The sequence below is a fragment of the Nocardioides cynanchi genome, assembly GCF_008761635.1.
Classification (GTDB): Bacteria; Actinomycetota; Actinomycetes; order Propionibacteriales; family Nocardioidaceae; genus Nocardioides; species Nocardioides cynanchi.
On record NZ_CP044344.1, the window covers coordinates 1,895,983 to 1,916,640 of the forward strand.

At 68.8% G+C, this 20,658-nt stretch carries 19 protein-coding genes and 1 tRNA gene; 5 read left to right on the forward strand and 15 right to left on the reverse strand.

Going from position 1 to position 20,658, the window contains the following annotated elements:
• Nucleotides 1-144 precede the first annotated feature (144 nt).
• The 3 genes from E3N83_RS09280 to E3N83_RS09290 form a co-directional block, all read right to left on the reverse strand.
• Complete coding sequence (locus tag E3N83_RS09280) at nt 145-1,461, reverse strand: pyridoxal phosphate-dependent decarboxylase family protein (RefSeq protein ID WP_202879370.1); 1,317 nt, start codon at nt 1,459-1,461, stop codon at nt 145-147.
• Between the two features lie 257 nt (nt 1,462-1,718).
• Nucleotides 1,719-2,765 carry a patatin-like phospholipase family protein gene (locus E3N83_RS09285; protein ID WP_151082996.1) on the reverse strand — a complete coding sequence of 349 codons (1,047 nt, stop codon included), beginning with the start codon at nt 2,763-2,765 and terminating at the stop codon, nt 1,719-1,721.
• A gap of 28 nt (nt 2,766-2,793) precedes the next feature.
• Entirely contained in the window at nt 2,794-3,249 is a 456-nt protein-coding gene (locus E3N83_RS09290) for a hypothetical protein (RefSeq protein WP_151082997.1), read from the reverse strand.
• 109 nt (nt 3,250-3,358) lie between these two features.
• Here E3N83_RS09290 and E3N83_RS09295 point away from each other — a divergent pair, with 109 nt between their 5' ends.
• Nucleotides 3,359-4,063, forward strand: coding sequence for a helix-turn-helix transcriptional regulator (locus tag E3N83_RS09295; protein ID WP_191908034.1), 705 nt, complete (start codon nt 3,359-3,361; stop codon nt 4,061-4,063).
• A gap of 79 nt (nt 4,064-4,142) precedes the next feature.
• Here the strand turns inward: E3N83_RS09295 and E3N83_RS09300 are convergent, their stop codons facing one another.
• Nucleotides 4,143-4,775, reverse strand: a complete 633-nt coding sequence (locus E3N83_RS09300) for a hypothetical protein (protein WP_151082999.1) — start codon at nt 4,773-4,775, stop codon at nt 4,143-4,145.
• Between the two features lie 464 nt (nt 4,776-5,239).
• Between E3N83_RS09300 and E3N83_RS19790 the strand changes: the two genes are divergently transcribed.
• Nucleotides 5,240-5,473 (forward strand): hypothetical protein, encoded by a 234-nt coding sequence (locus tag E3N83_RS19790; RefSeq protein WP_202879371.1) that lies wholly within the window; start codon nt 5,240-5,242, stop codon nt 5,471-5,473.
• The gene (locus E3N83_RS09305) at nt 5,470-6,303 is read left to right on the forward strand and encodes a transposase (RefSeq protein ID WP_202879372.1); all 834 of its coding nucleotides are present in this window, start codon (nt 5,470-5,472) and stop codon (nt 6,301-6,303) included. Before E3N83_RS19790 ends, E3N83_RS09305 begins: the two co-directional genes overlap by 4 nt.
• Before the next feature lie 1,877 nt (nt 6,304-8,180).
• On the opposite strand, the gene E3N83_RS09310 is transcribed toward E3N83_RS09305, so the two are convergent.
• The 9 genes from E3N83_RS09310 to E3N83_RS09350 form a co-directional block, all read right to left on the reverse strand.
• Entirely contained in the window at nt 8,181-8,678 is a 498-nt protein-coding gene (locus tag E3N83_RS09310) for a hypothetical protein (RefSeq protein ID WP_151083000.1), read from the reverse strand.
• A 1,356-nt stretch (nt 8,679-10,034) separates the two neighbouring features.
• Nucleotides 10,035-11,189: a tyrosine-type recombinase/integrase gene (locus E3N83_RS09315; RefSeq protein WP_151083001.1), complete on the reverse strand. Its 1,155-nt coding sequence runs from the start codon at nt 11,187-11,189 to the stop codon at nt 10,035-10,037.
• Nucleotides 11,190-11,248: 59 nt separating this feature from the next.
• On the reverse strand, nt 11,249-11,476 hold the full coding sequence (locus E3N83_RS09320; RefSeq protein ID WP_151083002.1) for a helix-turn-helix transcriptional regulator: 228 nt from the start codon (nt 11,474-11,476) through the stop codon (nt 11,249-11,251).
• Between the two features lie 179 nt (nt 11,477-11,655).
• A tRNA-Met gene (locus E3N83_RS09325) sits at nt 11,656-11,732 on the reverse strand.
• A gap of 52 nt (nt 11,733-11,784) precedes the next feature.
• The gene (locus E3N83_RS09330) at nt 11,785-14,646 is read right to left on the reverse strand and encodes a UPF0182 family membrane protein (RefSeq protein WP_151083003.1); all 2,862 of its coding nucleotides are present in this window, start codon (nt 14,644-14,646) and stop codon (nt 11,785-11,787) included.
• Entirely contained in the window at nt 14,643-15,158 is a 516-nt protein-coding gene (locus tag E3N83_RS09335; RefSeq protein WP_151083004.1) for a PPA1309 family protein, read from the reverse strand. Before E3N83_RS09335 ends, E3N83_RS09330 begins: the two co-directional genes overlap by 4 nt.
• Complete coding sequence (locus E3N83_RS09340; RefSeq protein WP_151083005.1) at nt 15,155-16,204, reverse strand: YlbL family protein; 1,050 nt, start codon at nt 16,202-16,204, stop codon at nt 15,155-15,157. The genes E3N83_RS09335 and E3N83_RS09340 overlap by 4 nt, the downstream gene beginning before the upstream one ends.
• Nucleotides 16,205-16,230: 26 nt before the next feature.
• Nucleotides 16,231-16,497 carry a hypothetical protein gene (locus E3N83_RS09345; protein WP_151083006.1) on the reverse strand — a complete coding sequence of 89 codons (267 nt, stop codon included), beginning with the start codon at nt 16,495-16,497 and terminating at the stop codon, nt 16,231-16,233.
• Nucleotides 16,498-16,552: 55 nt separating this feature from the next.
• On the reverse strand, nt 16,553-17,002 hold the full coding sequence (locus E3N83_RS09350; RefSeq protein ID WP_151083007.1) for a molybdenum cofactor biosynthesis protein MoaE: 450 nt from the start codon (nt 17,000-17,002) through the stop codon (nt 16,553-16,555).
• Nucleotides 17,003-17,039: 37 nt separating this feature from the next.
• Here E3N83_RS09350 and E3N83_RS09355 point away from each other — a divergent pair, with 37 nt between their 5' ends.
• Both E3N83_RS09355 and E3N83_RS09360 read left to right on the forward strand, forming a co-directional pair.
• On the forward strand, nt 17,040-18,368 hold the full coding sequence (locus E3N83_RS09355) for a zinc-dependent metalloprotease (protein ID WP_151083008.1): 1,329 nt from the start codon (nt 17,040-17,042) through the stop codon (nt 18,366-18,368).
• A complete protein-coding gene (locus E3N83_RS09360) occupies nt 18,365-18,940 on the forward strand; it encodes an NUDIX hydrolase (RefSeq protein WP_151083009.1) in 576 nt (191 codons plus the stop codon). The genes E3N83_RS09355 and E3N83_RS09360 overlap by 4 nt, the downstream gene beginning before the upstream one ends.
• Here E3N83_RS09360 and E3N83_RS09365 read toward each other — a convergent pair.
• Both E3N83_RS09365 and E3N83_RS09370 read right to left on the reverse strand, forming a co-directional pair.
• Nucleotides 18,901-19,419 (reverse strand): M48 metallopeptidase family protein, encoded by a 519-nt coding sequence (locus tag E3N83_RS09365; protein ID WP_151083010.1) that lies wholly within the window; start codon nt 19,417-19,419, stop codon nt 18,901-18,903. The two genes, E3N83_RS09360 and E3N83_RS09365, sit on opposite strands and share 40 nt — an antisense overlap.
• A 52-nt stretch (nt 19,420-19,471) precedes the next feature.
• The gene (locus E3N83_RS09370; protein ID WP_272950297.1) at nt 19,472-20,545 is read right to left on the reverse strand and encodes a PHP domain-containing protein; all 1,074 of its coding nucleotides are present in this window, start codon (nt 20,543-20,545) and stop codon (nt 19,472-19,474) included.
• Nucleotides 20,546-20,658 lie beyond the last annotated feature (113 nt).

The window sequence follows — 20,658 nt, forward strand, 5'->3', positions numbered from 1 at the left end:
AGGCAAGGGTCAATGAAGGCGATCGTCATTCAAATCCGTTTGGATACGAATGACTTGCCAAGAGAGTGCCGCTCCTCACACCCACTGTCAAGGTCCCCAGCCGTGCCGAAAGGGCGTGAGCAGGGCATCAAGCCCACTCACGGCTCACAGAGGTGCCGCAGCCTTGACTTCCTCGATGACCGCGGCGACGTCGGCGTCTGTGGTGCGGTGGTTGGTAATGCAGGCGCGGAGCGCGAACTCGCCACGGACCGTCGCGTTCGAAAGGTAGACACGTCCATTTCGGTTCACTTTGTCCAGGATCTCGACGTTCTGTTCGTCTCGCAATGCCGGGTCGCCTGCTATCCACCGGAAGCAGACGGCGCTCAGCGGGACGTCTGCCACCCTCTCCAGGGCCGGCTCCTCGTCGATGAGCTTCGCGAGCACCTGGGCCAGCCGCATGTTGTCTGCGATGGCCTCGCGGAAGGCGGCCAACCCGTGATAGCGCAGTGACATCCATAGTTTTAGGGCCCGGACCCGACGGGACAACTCGATCGTCTCCTCGAAGAAGACGTCGCCCTCGATCGGGTCGGCGCTCAGCGAACCGGCATAGTCGTCGGTCATCGAGAACGTACGTCGTGCGGCCGAGCGGTCCCGATAGAGGAGCACGCTGCAGTCGAGCGGTTGGTAGAGCCACTTGTGCGCATCCATTGATATGGAGTCGACGCCGTTTAGTCCGGTGAACATCTCGGGATCCACCATCGCGGCCGGAACGCCGTACGCACCGTCGACATGCACCCACAGGTGCTCATCCTTGGCCACTGCGACAAGTTCGAGAATCGGATCCACCGCACCGGTCACGATCGTGCCGCCACAGGCAACAACCGCCATAGGGCTCAGCCCAGCGGCCCGGTCGGCGCTCACGGCGCTTCGTAGAACCTCGGGAGACAACCGAAAGTCATCCTCACAAGGAAGCAGACGAAGATTGTCCCGGCCGAGCCCCAGCAGACTGACTGCCTTACCGATCGACATGTGAGCCTCGGACGAGGTGTAGACGACACCCCCGGAGACCCCGGAGTCGTTAGCAGGCACCTGCGCCTCCCGAGCCATGGCGAGGCCCATCAGGTTGGCCAGTGACCCGCCACTGGTCAGGATGCCGCTGAACTCCGGGCATCCGATCGCCTCAGCGAGCCAGGCGACTACGGTCCGTTCGATGATCGCCGTCGCCGGGCCCGATCGCCAAGCGGTGCCGTTCTGGTTGATCACGGACGCGAACAGGTCGCCCAGAGCCGCCACGGGCTCACCGGATCCCATCACGTATCCGAAGAACCGCCCGTTACCCGCGCGACTGTGGTCCGCCACGGCCCGCAGGTCATCGAGCGCAGCAGCACCCAGCCCGGTCTCCGGTACGGGACCACCGAAGAGATCGAGCGTCTCCTCACCGGTCGAGGCGGGTCTGATCGGCGACGTTTCGAGGCGCTCCATGAAGGACTCGGCCTCCGTTACCACCCGTTGGGCAAGCCTGCCCCAGTCGTCTGAGGACACATGCAGTGGTGGAGGAGGCTTCATGTTGCGAGTCTGCCGATCCGGTGATCCCCACGCCAGAGCGTGGCACCTTGGTGTGCTTTGGATGCAGCCCTCTGCGTGCTCGCCAGGACTCGGAGCACGGCGTGCCATCTCCGAAGCCGACTGAAGGTCAGACGCCGGCTGCACGTGCGCTCACTGTGAAGCAAGGTGACGTATCAGCTGAGCGGCGGTTGCGGACCCTCCGGGCGCAGACAGGCGGCGGTGAGACGCACGTTGGCCTCGACCGGGTCGAGGTTGGTGGTTCCGAGTCCGCCACCCATGTCTTTGACGGTGGACTTCGCCACCCCTACTGCACGTGTCGTGGCGGAGCCACTGACGAGGTGCTTTCGGCGTCTGGGCGAAGCGGCTGACGTGTGCTGGTGGAGTGACAGGAAGCGTTCCGGGTGAGGTAGCTGGTCGTGGCCGTCGTCGAGCCAACTCCCGGCGGCACGACGGGCGCGGTCGACGAGTTCGCGGCCATGGGTGAAGTCCGCAGATGAGACGGCCAGCGGGCACAGTGGTGGCAGAAGGTGCAGGTCGGCCTGCCCCGAGTGGACGGTGACGTCGTGGATCAGGCGTTGTTGGGTCAGGAAGCTCAGTGCGTGCAGTGCGGTGGCGTAGGGACTGGACGGTGGTGTTTCCAAAGCGCAGGCGACGCCTGCGGGGAGCACGAAGATCCGGTCAGCACCCAGGGCCACCGCTTGGGAGATGGCCGTGTTGTTGGCGAGCCCGCCGTCGACCAGCGTCAACCCCTCCCGCGGTACGGCGGGCAGGAGCCCCGGGACGGCCGTGCTGGCAAGCACGGCGCTCACCACGTTTCCCGTCGACAGCAGGACCTCCTGTCCGGAGAGCAGGTTGGTCGCCACCACGTGCACCGGGATCGTTGCGTCCTGCAGCAGCTCGTAGGGGAGGTGCGTTGTGAGCAGTCGGCGTAGGCCGGTCGCGCAGAACATCGACTCGCGTCGACCCAGCAGCGCAAGCAGGTGCCTACCCGGGCTGAGCGGGAAGACGTCGCGACGTCGCAATCCACCCCACAGGTTGGCGAGGGTGTCCAGCGAGGCTCGGCGGGTGCCATGTCCGGCCACGTACGTGACGTTGATGGCACCAGCCGAGGTGCCGATGAGCAGGTCTGGGCTTTCGCCGCGTTCGGTCAAGGCCTGCAGCATCCCGACCTGGACGGCACCCAGGCTGCCGCCACCTGACAGGACGTATGCGGTGGTCATCGCAGTGTCCCGATCCTCGGCTGGAGTCCTACTGGCTGGTGACGCGGTGGCCGGTCGGGAACGCGGTGGCGAGCCGGGCCAGAGTGAGTGCGGCCAGGAGCAGGCCGAAGTCACGCAGCGCCACGTCGGCGTAACCGCCGATGCTGAGCAGGTTCACGATGATTCCCAGGAGCCAGGCCGCGACGAGGTAGCCACCGAAGCGGGGCTTGGTCAGCACAGCCAAGCCCGCGACGATTTCGATGATCCCCACGACGTACATCGCCTGATGGGCAGTACCCGGCACCAGGTCGTTCACCCAGGGTGCCAGGTACTTGTCCCAGTTGGTCATCACGTGCGCGAACTTGTCGATCCCGAACAGGATCGGCGCGACGGTGAACCCGATCCGAAGCAGCCAGAACGCCTGGAACGTCGGGTCGGACCTGAGCTGCTCGGCGGTGGAGAGCTGGCCAGCACTGCTGCCCGCGGGTGGGTTGGTGACGGTCATGGTCTTCTTGCCTTTCCTTCTAACGGATATTACATTGGACGTTAGACCTTCTTCTCTCTATCGTCAAGATATGTATCTGTTAGAAGATCCAGGCATCCAGGAGCACGCCGTGACCCCTCAGGACTTCCCCAGTCGTGTGGCGAGCGTTGCTGCGCTCGCCGAACCGGTTCGCCGAGCGCTCTACTTCTTCGTGGTGGCACAACCCGAGCCGGTTAGTCGCGAGCAGGCTGCTGAAGCGGTCGGGGTCGCGCACCACGTAGCGAAGTTCAACCTCAACAAGCTCGAGGAGGAAGGCCTACTGGAGGCCGAGTACACCCGGCCACCGGGGCGAGGCGGTCCCGGTGCAGGTCGACCGGCCAAGCGCTACCGGCGGGCCTCACGCGAGATCGAGGTCAGCCTGCCCGGGCGACGCTACGACCTCGCCGGGCACGTCATGGCCCAGGCGATCGCGACCGCCGAGGAGACGACGGTGCCCATCGGTCAAGCGCTCAGCGCCGCCGCCAAGCAGGCCGGACAAGCCCTGGGACAGCAAGCGCGCGACAAGGCCGGCGGCCGCCCCACCACGAGCATGATCGTCGACGCAGTCAACGAGGTCCTCACCGAGCAGGGCTACGAACCGCGCACCGATGGTAGGGCGATCAGGCTGGCCAACTGCCCCTTCCACAGCCTCGCGCAACACCACACCGATCTCGTCTGCGGGATGAACCTCGACCTCATCGAAGGCTTGCTCGAACGCGTCGGACCGGTGCCCCTGCAGGCCGGCCTGACCCCGACGCCCGGCATGTGCTGCGTGACCATCACCGAGTCCAGATAACCGCAGCCAAACAGCGCCGGATCCCGTTTGTGCAGCAGCGCTCGCGTGTCTGGGCCGAGCGCACCGAAGGCAGCCGACCCTAGGGGGGCCTCGCGAGCGTTTCGAACATGTCTACCGCGCTGGGCACCTGCTCGCTGTGGTCGGCCATGCCAGCTGCCCGGATCAGTCCTGAGACGAGTTGTTGCGCCTCGTGGACGGCCGAGGTGAGAGCTTCTAAGCCGGTGTCGGAATGCCCAGCTTCAAACGACCACTTGGCCGCAGCCAGCTGTTGCACCAGCGAGTCATTGATCTCGATCGCCTGCCGGTGGAGCAAGGCGGTGCGCTCGAGCCGTCTGCGTTCCGCGTCAGCTCGAAGTGCGCGGTCAGTCGACCTGCCCAGGAGCACGCCAAGCAGGGCAAGGGGTCCGACGCGTGAGGCCCAGCTGAGGGGACTGAGGGTCACGTCCCGCGCCAGCGTCCACACCACGATCAGGGCGACCGCGACCATGGCGGCCGCTATGCCACCACGCTGTCCGAACGCGGTCGCGGCCAGCGCCACGGGCAAGACGTAGAGCATCGAGTAAGCGTCCACTGGGGTGCCGGCGGACAGGCGCAGCGCAAAGACCGAGGCGAACAATCCGGCGATGACGATCAGTGCGAGCCCTGGGCGGTGTCGAAACCAGGGGTCACCAGGTCGCCTTAGCGCAGCCAGGACCAAGTGCAGTGACCGCATGCCTTCGAGGATCCGCGCACGCCCAGTGGCTCTCACAGAGTCCGAAGTCCCGTCCCGGGTCGGACATCGGACCTCTCACCCCAAAGTCGCGAGGCAGGGCTTGACCGTTTCGGCACGTTCCGCCGGGATGTCGAGGGGTAAGCCAACTCGGGCAGTCATGACGGCCTGACGACCAGACACACCGGGCGCCAACTGGCGGCGGAGTGGCTGTGAGGATCGCCTGCGCAGCCTGATGGTGGTGGGCTGTGGGTTGGTGACCGCGGGTGTGACCCCCGGAGTGACTGGCTTTGTGCCTTGCTGCGACCTGTCCGCTCGTGGTTGCCGGCCCCGGCCCGGTTGGAGGAGCTGGCCTGATCAGGAGCTTGACCACCTGGCGTTAGCAGCGCCTGGCGTGTCTCATCACAGTCCTGCCGAGCCTCCGTCCCGGACCGGAACCACGTCCCGTCCGGCGGAGGAGAGAACGCATGAACAGTCTGACCGATCTACGCGAAGTGGTCGATGTTGTTATCGGCGTCGACACCCACGTCCACACCCACTCCGCGGCGGTCCTCGACACCGCGACGGGTGGGGTGCTCGACGAGATCTCGGTCGAGGCGACAGTCGAGGGCTATGCCGAGCTCGTGGAGTTCGCGAACGGGCACACGCCACGTTGCGGGCCTGGGCGATCGAGGGGACCGGCGGTCACGGTGCTGGCTTGAGCCGGCATCTGCTGGAGATGTCGGAGATCGTCATCGGGTTGGACCGCCCGAAGCGGGCCGCGCGCCGCAACGGCGCGAAGTCCGACCCGCTGGATGCGGTCCGTGCCGCCCGTGAGGCGATGGCGCGAGCGCGGTTGGGGACTCCCCGTACTGGTGGCGAACGCCAAGCACTGTCGGTGCTCCTGGCTGCGCGCCGCTCGGCGATCAATGCCTCCACCGAGGCCCAGCTACAGGTCTTCAGCCTGGTGATCGCGGCACCCGAACCCATCCGAGCTCGGTTCCGCGGCCAGAAGCTCGCCGCGATGCTCACCACCGCCGCACAGCTGCGGGTTCACTCCTCGTGGGACGTCGAGACCACCAGCACCGTCGTCGCGCTGCGGACCTTGGCTCATCGCGCGCACGCGATGTTGAAGGAGGCACGTGAGCTGCAGAAGGCGATCTTGGCCATCATCCGCGGCTGGCGCCTTGATCTGCTCGAGGAGTTCGGCGTCGGACCGATCGTCGCGGCGACAGTGTTGTGCGCCTGGTCCCACCCCGGGCGGATCCACTCCGAGGCCGCGTTTGCGATGCTCGCCGGAGTCGCACCCATTCCGGCCAACAGTGGTCAGATCACCACCCGCTACCGACTCAACCGTTACGGCGACCGCAACCTCAACAACGTCCTGCACACCGTGGTCCAGAGCCGGATCCAGCACCAGCCAGCCACCCGCGACTACATCGCCCGCCGCACCGCCGAAGGCAAGACCAGCCGCGAGATCAAACGCTGCCTTGCCCACTACGTCGCCCGCGACCTCTACCGCCTACTCGAAAACGGCGCCCCTGCGGCTTGACGAACCATAGGAGCGTCGCACCCCTTGGCATGGCGGGATTCACCTGGACACAGGGCTCGGTGGGACCCGCCTCTAAACGATCCCTAGGCACTCATGCAGGCCGGTCCGGAGCTGTCGCCACCCACACCCGGGGAGTACCGCAGGCGAGTCACCTCGTTGGACGAGTAGGGGCGCGGCCCTCGGGCAGAGGCAGAGGGGCGCAACCTTGACGCCATCAGCGGGCGGCACCGGGTGACCGCATGACGGGCGACGGAAGACGCTCTGCGTTGAGAGAGCCGACTCATACCGCGGTCTTTCGCCACGCAGCCGAGGTCGACGGCTACCCAGCGACCAGAGACTGCTCTGGACCCCCGGGGGGAGGTGACCCACGGCCTTGTCACACGGGGCTCCGGGACTATGCATGGCCTATCTATGACGTTCTTCCCCACCAGGGGCGTCGTGGGAGAAGGACGATGCACCGCTGACGAACGTGCAGTGGCACACCGCGCCCAGTCAGGTCCGACTCGACACCGTGCCCGCTGACCGGGTCAGGGCCATGTGACGGGAGCCTGGAGGTCCCCTTCGGGGCTCAAGGGAGGATCGGCGACCGGACGGACCCTAATCCGGGGATGACGATGCCCGTCGGAGTCTCGGGTCTCCAGCGGGGACCTTCGGCACTAGTTGGTTTCGTCCAGGGTGCCCACCCTTGCTTGATGGCGTGGTTCTTCCGTGCGATCGAGACGGCTCAGGGTCGGTGGGAGTGCGACCACGGGGCGTGTGTGTTCGACGAGCACCCGACGCTGGCCGAGGCTATGGAACACCTTCGGGCGATCGCTGCGGACCAGCAGGGAGCCGCGCAGTTGTTTGTCCACACAGTCGATGATCAGGTCCGTTGGGAAACCCCACGTAGCCACTGGCGGTCGCGGCCAGCAGCGCCTCACACCGTTTGGTACTCGAGGCGGGGCGCTGAGCCGCGCCGGAGGATTGTGCCGGGGGGATGGCGCGACGATCAAGAACCTAGGTGCCATCGCGGGCGCCGGACTAGGGCCTTTCGGCCCCCAGCCCCTGGGGACCGGTGATCGCGGAAAGGCCCCCGCCTACCGAGACTTTCGTGCGCAGTGGCTGTGCCAAAGGGAGGCCGGAAGATGCGCCCCAGACTGCCGGGGGTCAGCGCGGGACGCACGGTTGGCGGGCTTCTCGGGGGATCGCAATCGCTGGCGCGCCCCGCCAGCCCGAAGTCCCCCGAATCCGGGCCGCGGGGCGCATTACGCACTCCGGAACCGGTTCGTACCATGGTTTGGGGCACGTCTCCGACGTGGCTCGAGAACGCGGAGGAGACCTCGGACGCTACGCCCGCCACCCCGCTTTTGGGAAGGGCGAACGCTCGGGCTTGACGATGCCCGCCAGAGTCTCCGGGCTCTCGCGGGCATCGGGGCCGTCCCCGTGGTCACCGGGTGTGCGGCGCGGGCACGCGTGGCGCTGGGATCTTGGGGAAAGCCGTCGCGCCTGCTGGCAACGCTAGACGTCGAAGTAGTCCGGGGCCTCCCCTATTCCTGCCACCAGGGCGTGGCCGCGCACTGCAGGGGCGGACGGGTGTCGCGCCCCGCCCGCTTCTTCGAAGCGGACGGGGCGCTGGGCTTCAGGAGTTCCCCGCTCTCCTGAACTCTTGTTTCGGAGACTAGGCTCCGCGCTCCCCACGGCGGTGCACCCTTGGGGGTGTGCCTTGGCAGGGCATGAGAGCGTCCCGGTGGTCACGGCGATCGAACCAGCGGGGACGGCGGTCTCGCCTCGGGCGTGAGGATGCCCGCCGAGGTTTGGGATCCTCAGCGGGCATCGGGTCGAGCGTAGAACTCAGGACGTGGCAGCCGGCTCAGGCTCGCGCCACTACTGGTGGAATGTCAGCGGATGGCAGTAGGCGCCTCGGGCAGTGTTGCGTCGAGCAATGAGAGCTGCTCGGTGAGGTGGTCACGCATCTGGCGACGGTGGTCGCTCTGCATCTGACGCAGCGTCGCGTTCCGCGCCTCAAGGGCGGCCTTCTCGGCGGCAAGCCCGGCCAGGGCCGTGGTGCGCTCACGGTCGAGCTCGGCGGTCTGCTGCTCCTTGCTGCGAGCCAGCTCGGCAGCTACCCGGTGCGCCTCCGCGCGACTTGACTCCAGGATCGCATCAGCGCTGGCGCGTGCGGCGGTGACCAGCGATTCGGCTTCTGTCTTCGCGTTCACGACGAGCCGGTCGGCGGTGACGGCAGCCAGCTCGAGCAGCCGAGCGGCGGCGCTCGTCGAACTCTCTGGGGCCGTGATCGGATCTGTCTGTTCGGTATCCACGTCGTCAACCCGGGGGCACACATCTTCGGCTTGTGACGGCGTGACGGTCTCGTCCGTTTCTTCGAAGCTCAGCATGTTTCCCCCGGATGTAGTGGCGTTCACTTCTCGCCAGTGTGCGCGTTGAATACCCGGATTGTTGCCAGACTTCTCATTTCTCGAGATGCCGTTGCGTGCACGCGAGTTCCGACCATGTTCGCGGTCGGAACGACGCCGGGGATTAGCAGCCTGCGTGGGAGTCGATGGAATAGCCGACGGTCCGGTTCGAGAACTGTCCTCGGTGGCGCACAGGCAGAGAGTCCGTTCGAGGATGCGATGACCGGTGACGTCGCTCAGCCAGAGCTGGTTTGGGTCCACCAGCGGTGACGATGCCCTTGACCAGGTCCTCGTGGAGCGGTGTGACGCGGAAGCGCCCCACCGAGAAGGAGTCTGGTGGGGCGCAACTGCTTCGCGCTGGGCTTGGGGGGTGACGCGATGAACCGAACCGTATCCGGGCGGCCTACCGGGCCGGACCGGGCATTCGCGTCGTGACGTATGGCACGTCGGGACTAGCGGTCTGGTTCACACGCGCGGCGCATCACCCGAGACAGCCAGATCCACCACCCGGCCGGGCCACGGGTCGGCCGGGCACACCGAGAGCGCGGTTCCGCTCGACCGGGCGATCTCTGACACCGTCGGCCCTGGTTGTCGGCGTTGGTGCCGTCGACTCGGCCAATGGTCGTGTGGCGCTAGGGATCTCGTGGTCAGCTTCATACCGGCCGCCGGCCCGCCCGGCTGCGCGCTGCGGGCATGCGCGAGCTGTCCGGTGGAGGGGAGGCCACATCTTCGTTGAGATCCGGGCATCGGATGCTGCGGGCGGGGGCGCCGCGTCCAGCTGCCGCCCGACCGCGAGTGTCAGTACCGCATGACGGCTATGCGTTTCATGCTGTCGGGCTGTGACGCCTCCTTTTTCGGTAGGGAACATGGTCGACGGGTTGAGCCGCGCTGGTCAGCGGTAGTGGTGCTATACGCCATGGCCCGAACGGGTCATCTTCGGAGATTCAGCTGTCTTATCGCTACCGGCGGCCGCATAGTTCAGTTCACGTCGTTGGATTCGGCCGGGGGGTCGGGGCGGGGGTCGGGGGCCGGGATGACCCCGGCTGCAGGGCTCAACCGCTCGATCCTCCACGCCGCGCTGATTCACCGCCCGACCCGAGGAGCGCTTCCGTCCGGCCGGCACATCTAGGGTCCGTGCCACGCGCTCGCCCCGTGGTGTGTGCTCGGCCACTTCTGTCCGCCTACGAGCTTGCCGAGTTCCTCGGTATGCCGGTCGAGACTTGGACCGTGCCGGCGTGTGTCGGATACGAGAACGGCAGCCACGCACGACGGCGCAAAGAGCGGGACCCGCGTCTTCTGGTAGAGGAACGCGCGAGTTGTCGCGTGCGGCCCGGTCTCCTACCCTCCTGAGTCGTCCTGTCCGGAATCGTGCACTTGAGGAGCCAGCGCCTCCAGGATCTCGGCCGTCACCGGGTTCACGTGCTCGTTCGGTTCGATGTAGTGGGCCCTGGTGATGTCCGCCGACGTGTGGCCCAACAGGTCCGCGGCGAGTTCGGAGCCAGCGGCACGGTCGACGAACGTGGCGACGGTCCGGCGGAACGAGTGCGGGGTGACGCCAGCAATCTGAGTGCCATCGAGAGCGGCCCTCAGCCGACGTCGGATGTTGTTAGTTGTCAGCGGCGTGTGGTTTCGAGTGAAGAACAGCAGGTGCTCAGGGTCCTCGTCGGACACCACAACCAAGCGCGCGCGGAGTACCTCGGAGGTGAAGCTGGGCACCGAGACAGTCCGGCTCGACTTCGACGTTTTGGGGTGATCCTGACGGCGGGTCGGTTTCCTTGCCGGCGACACGATGGTTCCGCAGATCCGCACGGTCGCCGGTGTGCGCGTCACGTCGACGTCGCACTTGCGGAGCGCCAGGACCTCTCCGATGCGGCCCGAGGTCCCGAGCATCACTTCGATGATCTGCTCTAGCTGTCCGTCCGGTTTCGGTCCGCACAACCCCGATTCCCGTCGCCACCCCCGTACGGCCTCTCGGATGACCTCGATCTGCTCCGAGGTCAGGGCAAGTGCCTGCGATGGGGGTCTGCGGAGCCGGGCGGTCTCACGCACGGGGTTCTCCCTGAGCGCGTCGTACCTGACAGCCAGCCCGAACACCAGGCTTAGGACCGTCTTCGCCTGCTTGGCGGTGCTGTAGCTCTTGTTCTTTGCCAGGGCTTTCAGGAATCGATCCACCCGGGAGACCGAGATCTCTCGCAGCGTGTAGTGCTCGAAGGTCGGTAGCACCAGCTGCCGCATGTTCCGCTCGTACAGCGCGCGGGTGCTCTGGGCGACCTTGTCCTCGAGGTCGAGGTCCTCAAGCCACAGCTCCACCAGGTGCGTGAACGAGCTGTCAGGGGTGAGCTCTGCGTAGGACGAACGGGTTGTGCGGTGGGTCAGAGCTACTTTCAGCTTTCGCTCGGCGGCGGCCCGGCCGGGACCGGTCGCGGCGACGCGGCGGATCCTGCCGTCGTCGTCGCGGAACCGCGTCCGAGCCTGGACCTGGCCGTTCCGCATCGTGGTGAAGCTGATCTCACCGAACGACCGATCGGGGTGCGCGGCCTAGCCATCGCAGGTCACCTCACCTCGGAGCGCGCCTCCACAGGGTCGGTGCGCTGCCCATCCAGCCACGAGCGGACGTCGCAGACCAGGTACCGCAGGCGGCGCCCCACGCGCACCGCGGGCGGCCCCTTGCCGCCCTGGTGCCACTCGTAGAGGGTCTTGATGGGCACGTCGAGGTACTCCGAGAGCTCTTCGACGCCGATCAGCGGCTCCAGACCGCCCCGTGTTGTGTTGGTCTTCACACCCTTGAGGTGCGTCCCCGCGCCCGGATGAGCCGGCACCACTGGGCACCAGCCGGGACGAGTTGCGTCGTTTGGGCCCCTCAGGGGCGCTCCGCGCGAGTAAGTGGACAGTAAATGGACGCAGGATCAAATTCTCAAATACTTTCAGGCCCGGAATCACGCTTGATTCCGGGCCTGATTGGTAGCGGGGGCAGGATTTGAACCTGCGACCTCTGGGTTATGAGCCCAGCGAGCTACCGAACTGCTCCACCCCGCGTCGCAGAGACGAGTCTACGGGTCGGGGGTGCGGGGCTCAAATCGAGGTGGGGCTAGCCCAGGAGGTTGAGGGCCCGGGCGACCTCGGCGCGCGCCTGGTGGTTGAGCTTCACGTACTGGCCGAAGTGGCCGTGGTTGAAGGCCCGGTCCGCGGCGGCGAAGTCCTGCTGGGCACGCAGGAGCAGGGCGTGGGCCTTCGCGGTGGCGCCCTTGCCCTGGTGGTGCTTGGTCGGCGGCGGGTTGGACGGCGGCGGCTTGCTCCCACCACCGCCGGTCATGTCGGTGATCGCGTTGACGAGAGTGTCGCCGATCCCGACCTTGCCGTTGTAGGAGACCAGGACGTAGCGCAGGGTGAGCAGCGAGGCCGAGTCGCCCTGGGTGCGCGCGGCGTAGACCGGCTCGACGTACATCAGGCCCGACGAGAGCGGCACGGTGAGCAGGTTGCCGTACTCCGGCGAGGCGTCACCGAGGCGGAACGACTGCGTCTTGCGGGTGATCTGCGGGCTGGTCAGCAGGGTGCTCTGCACCTGCCCGGGGCCCGGGACGTTCTGGTCGGGTGGCTCCTCGACGCGGATCTGGCCGTAGTCGGACGACGTGGCGTCACTGTCGACGGCGACGAAGCCGACCAGGTTGGTGTTGTCGCGCGGCACGTAGTTGGAGGTCAGCGACCACATCGGCAGCCCGGTCACCGGGTTGCGGGTGTACATCCGCACGGGGGTCTGGCTCTTGCCTTGGACGTTGGGGTCCTCGGGCACCGCCCACCGGTTGTTGGCGGTGTAGAAGCTGCTCGGGTCGGTCACGTGGTACCGCGCGAACTGGTAGCGCTGGACCTTGAAGAAGTCCTCGGGATAGCGCAAGTGCTGGAGCAGGTCGGGCGGGATCGCGGACCGCGCCTGGATCGTCCCCGGGAACGCGCTGCTCCAGGCCTGGAGCATCGGGTCGGTCTCGTCCCAGGCGTAGAGCGTGACCTGGCCGGTGTAGGCGTCGACGGTCGCCTTGACCGCGTTGCGCATGTAGTTGATCTGGTCGGTCGGCAGGGTCTGGACCCCGGGCTGCCGGCTCAGGGAGTCGGTGATCATGTCGGAGAACGACGTGCGCTGCGACTGCGGGTACTGGTCGGTCGTGGTGTAGCCGTCGACGATCCAGAGCACCTTGCCGTCGACGACCGCGGGATAGATGTCGGTGTCGAGGGTCAGCCACGGCGCGACCTTCTCCACGCGCTGGGCCGGGTTGCGGTAGTAGAGCACCTTGCTGTCGGGCCCGACGCGGCCGGACAGCAGGAAGTTGGAGTCGCCGAACTTGATCGCGTACATGAGCTTGTTGAAGAAGCCACCCACGTCGACCCCGCCGCTGCCGTCGTACGTCGTGTGGGTCGGCGTTCCACTCGGGCTCAAGTCCAGCTCGGTGTTGCTGGCCGTCGTCCGGCCGACGATGGAGTAGCTCGGGCTGCCCTCGCCGAAGTAGATCCGCTGCTCGAACGGGCCGGTGGCCTGCTCGAGGGAGTCCTGTCCCGGGTTCTGCCCCTGCGCCCACTGCACCTTCGCGGTCTGGCGGGTGTCGCTGGGCGGCCGCTGGTTGCCGAACGCCGCGATCACGCCGTTCCCGTGGGTGTAGACGGTGTGCAGGTTGCCCCAGTTCTGGTCCTTGGGGTCGATCCCCTTCTGGTCCAGGTCGCGGACGCCGAGCACGATCGAGCGGTCGTGGCCGTCGATCTGGTAGTGGTCGACGTCGAGTGGCTCGGAGACCTTGTAGTACGACTGCGCCTGCTGGGTCAGCTCGAAGGCCTTCTGCACCAGCTGCGGGTCGACCACCGGCACCGAGGCCGTCTCGTCCATGATCTGCTGCACGGTCGCGGCGGTCGCCGTGCTGTTGGCGTACTGCTTGACCTCGATCCCGTTGAGGTCGTACGCCGCGCGGCTGGCGTCGATGTTGGTCTGGATGTACGGCGCCTCCTTGGGGCCCTCGGTCGGGCTGACCTGGAAGTGCTGGACGAACGCCGGCCAGATCAGGCCGAGCAGGATCGAGGTGACGAGCAGCAAGGAGATGCCCACACCGGCCAGCAGCCACGTACGGCGCCAGGTGGTCAGGAAGAACAGCACCGCGCAGATCAGGGCGACCCCGATCAGGATGTTGCGCGCCGGGAGGACGGCGTGCTGGTCGGTGTAGCCCATCCCCGTCAGCAGGCCACCACTGGTCACCAGGTCGAACCGGTCGAGCCAGTAGCCGAACGCCTTGACCACCAGCAGCAGCCCGACCAGCACCGACAGCTGGACGGTCGCGGTGCCGGACAGCCGGTCCTGGGCCACCTGGAGGCGGATCCCGCCGTACAGGTAGTGCACGACCGCCGCGGCCAGGGCGCTCAGCACCAGCACGGCGATCGCGTAGCCGACCACGAAGTGCAGCCACGGCAGGGTGAAGACGTAGAAGCCGACGTCCTTGTGGAAGTAGGGATCGCTGGTGTGGAACGGCACCCGGTTGGCCCACAGCAGGAACGAGCGCCACTGACCGTTGGCGGCGACACCACCGAACAGGCCGATCACGCCCGACAGGGAGACCAGGAGCAGCGTGCGCAGCGGCGTGACCGCCTCGCGGTAGCGGTCGAGCCCGGTCTGCTCCGGTGAGTCGGGGCGGTAGAACGGCCGCGCCCGGTAGGCGATCACCATGTTGCCGGCCACGGCGAGCGACATCAGGAGCCCGAAGCCCACGAACAGCCCGACCCGGGTCCAGAGCATCTTGTCGAAGACGCTGGAGTAGCCGACCGAGGAGTACCACAGGCGGTCGGTGTAGAGGGAGGCGAAGAGCGTGATCAGGAAGAAGGTCACGACCAGGCCGAGGATCGAGAACAGCAGGATCCGGCCGCGGCGCGACCGGCGGGGCCGGAAGTCCTCGAACTCCTCCTCGGCGTGCTCGCTCACAGGTCCTCCCCTTCGAGCGTCCCACGGACGAGCTCCAGCAGGGCCGGGACGAGGTCCTCGCCGCCGAGCACCGACTCGTCGTCGTCGTGGGCTCGCAGCCGCAGCGCGCAGAACGACGCACCCGAGCGCAGGGCACCGGCGACGATCCGGACCTCCTGGCGGTCGGGGTGGCCCGCGACGTACGACGCGGCGGCCGCCGGCTCGTCGGGCAGCTCCGCCTCGACGTCGGGCGGCAGCACGAAGCGCTCCACCATCGCGGCGCAGCCGTCGACGGTCTCGGGCCAGCTGATGGTGACCAGCTGGTCCTCGAGCGGCCGGCCGGCGACGAGGCCGTCCTGCTCGACCGGAGTCAGCTCGGCCTCACCCACACTGCCGGCCAGCTGCGGCTCGCGGTCCACGAGCCGGGAGGTGTCGACCAGGGCGAAGAGACGAGCGGGCTGGTCCCAGCCGGACCGGGCGGCATGGCGCTCGATCTCGAGCACCGCCGCGGCCAGGGCCGGGTCGGGACTCATGAGGAGGCTCCGCACGAGGGCAGCGGCGCGTCGTGGTTGGCGGACCAGGCCTGCACCTCGGAGATCGCCTTGCTGAGGGTCGGCGCCTTGACCAGCCGCATCGAGCCGTTGTCGCCGCCGAGGGCGTCGGCGCAGTTGGCGGGCGGCACGAGGAACAGATGTGCGCCGTCCTGGCGGGCTCCGGCGATCTTCTGCTGGATGCCGCCGATCTCGCCGACCGTGCCGTCCGCGGTGATCGTGCCGGTGCCGGCCACGACCTGACCGCCGGTCAGCGAGCCCGGCGTGAGGGTGTCGTAGATCGACAGGGCGAACATCAGTCCCGCGCTCGGGCCCCCGATGTTGTCCGGGATCGCCACCGAGACCTTGAAGGGGAAGGTGTAGCCGACCTGGAGGGTGATCCCGACCACCTGGTGGCCGGCCTTGGTGGTCGGGGTGATCGAGACCCGCACGCGGTGCCCGTTGCGGTCGACCACGATCGGCACGGGGGTGCCGGCCGGCACCGCCTGGAGCAGCGCGCCGACGTCGGTCTTCGGGCCGACCGGGTGCCCGGCCACCGAGCGCAGGATGTCGCGCACCTGGAGCTGCCCGTCGGCCGGCATCCCCGGGGTCACCCCGACGATCTCGATGCCGGCGTGGATGTTGATCCCGAGCTGGGTCAGTGCCGCCGCGACCGCGGAGTCCTGGGAGGTGACCATCTCCACCTGACCCTGCTGGGCGTCCTGCTGCTGGCTGCCGGAGTCGCCGTACTGGATGGCGTAGGGGTAGATCGCGTCGTCCCGCGAGGCCCAGGTGCGCAGCAGGGTGAACAGGTCGAGCTTGGCGTTGCGCTCGGTCACCGACACGGTGGTCATCCGGAGCTCACCGGAGTCGCGGTAGGTCCGGTGGCCCTGCACCGTGATGATCGGCTTGTTGCCGTTGTCCCCCAGCACGTTCACGGTCAGTCCGGGGGCGTAGGTGACGTAGGGCAGGGGCGAGATCGCGATGTAGAGGCCGAGCGCGACGAACAGCGGCACGGCCAGCAGAGCGGCCAACGTGCGCTGCGTCATGCGGGAAGCCTCTCACCCTGCCGAAGTCAGGACGCGCGTCGGGTGCGGTCGACCGGCCGGCTGGACGGTCGCACGGCGACACCCGTGCTGCGCTCGCCCTGTGCGGCAGGTCGCGCCGGGGCGGTGCGCGCCGGCCGCGTCGGGCGCGACGGGCGGGACATCGCCTCGCTCAGCCGGCGTACGGCGACCTCGCGGTCGACCTGGCCGCGGCCGTCACGACCCAGCCAGGCGACCCAGACCATCGCCAGCACGGTCGCCACCACGGGAGGGGCGAGCCACCACAGGATCTGCACACGAGAAGGGTAGGCAACCGGTGGTCACCGCGACGTCAGGCGCGCCCCATCACCCTCAGGGCGTGCCGACCCACTCCTCGCTGCCGTCGGCGAAGTGCTGGTGCTTCCAGATCGGGACCTCGGCCTTGAGCGTGTCGATCAGGGCGCGCGACGCCTGGAACGCGTCCCCCCGGTGGGCGGCCGTGGTCGCCACCACCACCGCCAGGTCGCCGATCTCGAGCCGGCCGACGCGGTGCACCGCGGAGACGCCGTGCACGTCGTGCTCCCGGCCGACCTGCTCGCAGACCCGACGCAGGGCGTCGAGCGCGGTGGGATGCGCGGAGTACTCCAGCCCGGTCACGCCGAGCCCGTGGTCATGGTCTCGCACCCTCCCGACGAAGAGCGTCAGACCCCCCGAGGAGTCGTCGTCGAGCGACGCGACGACCTCCGCCACGTCGAGCGGCGTCTCGCGGAGTTCGACGAGTCGCAGCGGTGAGGCTGCGGCGTCCTGGGCGTGGTCCGGCACAGGGCGACCCTAACCGCCGACGGCGTACCGTGGAGACATGACCAACCAACCGCCGGACGACGGCCAGGAGGGGCAGAACCCCTTCCGCGGCACCCCGTTCGAGCAGTTCTTCGGGGGCGGGGCGCCCGACCTCGGCCAGCTCTTCAACCAGCTCCAGTCGATGATGCAGCCGTACGACGGCCCGCTCAACTGGGACTTCGCCGTCGACATGGCCCGCAAGACCGTCGCCCAGCAGCCCGACCCGACGACCACCCAGAAGCAGCGCGACGAGGTCGCCGACGCGGTGCGACTCGCCGACCTGTGGCTCGACGAGACCACCGGCTTCGGCTCCGGAGTGACCTCGACCGCGGCCTGGAGCCGGGCCGAGTGGATCGTCGGCACCACCGACGTCTGGAAGGTGCTGGTCGAGCCGATCGCCGCGTCGTCGGTCGGCGCGCTGGGCAACGCGCTGCCCGCCGAGGCGGCCGCGATGAGCGGCCCGATCCTGGGCATGCTCGGCAAGGCGATCGGCTCGATGCTCGCCTCGCAGGTCGGCTCGGGGCTGGGCGCCATGGCCGGCGAGGTGCTGGCCGCCTCCGACATCGGGCTCCCCCTGGGTGCCCCGGGCAAGGCCGCGCTGGTGCCCACCAACGTCGCCCACTTCGCCGAGGGCCTCGACGTCCCCGAGAGCGACGTCCTGCTCTACCTCGCCCTGCGCGAGGCCGCCCACCAGCGGCTCTTCGCCGGGGTGCCGTGGCTCCGCGACCACCTGATCGGCGCGGTCACCGACTACGCCCGGGGCATCGAGATCAACACCGGGCGGATCCAGCAGACCATGGAGGAGCGGCTGCGCGGCATCGACCCGTCCAACCTCGAGGCCGTGCAGGAGCTGATGGAGGGCGGGCTCTTCGACATCCCCCGCTCACCCGAGCAGGAGGCCGCCTTGAAGCGCCTCGAGATCGCCCTCGCGCTGGTCGAGGGCTGGGTCGACGAGGTCGTCAGCCAGGCCACCGCCGAGCGGATGCCGTCGGCCTCGAAGCTCCAGGAGGCGGTCCGACGTCGCCGTGCCGCGGGCGGGCCCGCCGAGCAGACCTTCGCCTCGCTGGTCGGGCTCGAGCTGCGGCCCCGCCGCCTGCGTGACGCCTCGACCCTGTGGGGGTCGCTGCGCACCCGACAGGGCGTGGAGGCGCGCGACGGTGTCTGGATGAGCCCTCACCTGCTGCCCACCGACGCCGATCTCGACGACCCGCTGGGCTTCCGTGAGGGCTCGGACGCGCCCGAGACCCTCACCGAGGACGACTTCGACGCCGAGCTGCGCAGCCTGCTCGAGGGCGGTCTCGGCGGGGCCGCCGACGGGCCGGCCGAGAGCCCGCCCGAGGAGGAGTGAGCGCCCACGCCGCGGCGCTGGTCGCGCTGCGCTCGTGGCTCCCTCCGTCGACCGAGCAGTCGGCGCTGCGCGACCGCTACGTCGACCACCTCGAGGCCCGACCGGACGGGCTGGCCCGCAGCTGCGTGCCGGACCACCTGACCGCCAGCACGCTCGTGCTCGACGCCGGGGCCGACGCCGTCCTGCTCACCCTGCACGCGAAGGCCCGTCGGTGGTTCCAGTTCGGCGGGCATGTCGAGCCCGGCGACCCGAGCCTGGCCGACGCCGCGCTCCGTGAGGCGACCGAGGAGTCGGGCGTCGCCGGCCTGCGCTTCGACCCGGTGCCGGTCCAGCTCAGCGAGCACGCGGTGCCCTTCTGCGGCGGCAGCGGCGACGTGCACCACCTCGACGTGCGCTTCGTGGCGGTGGCGCCGAACGGGGCCGCCCACAGCGTCAGCGACGAGTCGCTGGACGTGCGCTGGTGGCGACTCGACGCGCTGCCCGACCTCGAGCCGGAGCTGCACGACCTGATCGCGCTGGCCCTCGAGCGGGTTCAGTCGTCGGCGCCTTCGAGCCGGGCGCCCGCGGAGTAGCCGTCGAGCCAGGCCCGGGCCCGGTCGGCCTGCGGGTAGCGACCGACCCAGCCCCAGAACCGGTCGTTGTGCCCGGCCTCGATCAGGTGCGCCAGCTCGTGCACGAGGACGTAGTCGACCACCCAGTCGGGCATCCCCTGGAGCCGGCGCGAGAGCCGGATCGACCGGTCAGCCGGGGTACACGAGCCCCAGCGGGTGCGCTGGTTGTCGACCCAGCGGACCGAGAGCGGCTCGGCACGGCCCTCGAGCCAGGCTCGGCTCAGGTGGGCCGCCCGGGTGACCAGGTCGTCGTCGCTGGGCCGGCGCCGGGCCTCGGCCCGCTCCACCTTGGCGACCATGGTCTCGACCCACTCGGCCTCCTGCGCCCGACTCATCCGGGCCGGGATCAGCACGACGATGCGGTCGCCCTCGCGGTAGGCCGAGACGGTACGACGACGGCGGGCCGAGCGGCGAACCTCCACGGCTGTCTGCGACGGCATGCGCCCACGCTAGCCCCGACCGCCGACAGCCGGGCACGGCGCTCCGCGGGAGTCAGGACGTCTTGTCGGCCCAGGCCAGCAGCCGGTCGCGGGGCCAGGTGTTGACGACCCGGTCCGGGTCGATGCCCGCGGCCTCGGCCCGCTCGCAGCCGTAGTCGAGGAAGTCCAGCTGGCCGGGCGCGTGGCTGTCGGAGTCGATCGAGAACAGGCAGCCGAGGTCGCGAGCGAGCTCGATCAGCTTGGTCGGCGGGTCGCGACGCTCGGGTCGGGAGTTGATCTCGACCGCGACGTCGTGCTCGACGCACGCCTCGAACACGGCCCGAGCGTCGAAGTCGCTGCTCGGGCGGGTGCCACGGTTGCCCATCACCATCCGCCCGGTGCAGTGCCCCAGCACGTTGGTGCGCGGGTTGCGGACGGCACCGAGCATCCGCTGCGTCATCCCGGCGGCGTCCTGGCGGAGCTTGGAGTGAACGCTGGCGACGCGCAGGTCGAGCCGGCCCAGCATCTCGTCGGTCTGGTCGAGCCCCCCGTCGTCGAGGATGTCGACCTCGATGCCCTTGAGCAGCGTGAAGCCCGAGCCGGCGAGGTGCTCGTTGACCGCGTCCACCACGTCGAGCTGGCGGGTCAGCCGGGCCACGCTCAGCCCGTTGGCGACGGTCAGCCGGGGCGAGTGGTCGGTGAGCACGAGGTAGTCGTGGCCGAGCTCCATCGCCGTGAAGGCCATCTCCTCGATCGGTGAGCCGCCGTCGGACCAGTCCGAGTGGGAGTGCAGGTCGCCCTTCAGCGCGGCCCGGAGCTCCCGGCCGCCGGGCACGAGCGGGCCGGCGTGCTCGCGCTCCAGCTTCGCCAGGCGCTCGGGTACGACGCCTCGCACCGCCGCCTCGGCCACCGCGGCGGTGCTCGGCCCGATGCCGGGCAGCTCGGTCAGGGTGCCGGCCTCGACCCGGGCCTCGACCTCGCCGGCCGGCAGCGGCAGCAGCACCGCGGCCGCGGTCCGGAAGGCCTGCACCCGGCGGGTCTCCTCACGGCCGCGCTCCATCAGGAAGGCGATCCGTCGCAGCGCCGCCACCGGCCCTGCGAGATACGCACCGTCACCGGTCCCGCCGTACGCCTGCTCCGGGGTCACACCCGGCCTCCTCTCGCGCGTGGGGCCGACCTTTTTTCCGTGCACACCCCGTGCACGACATCATGGCTGGTCAGCGCGGTCGCGGACACCCCACCCCGCGTCGCCTCCACAGC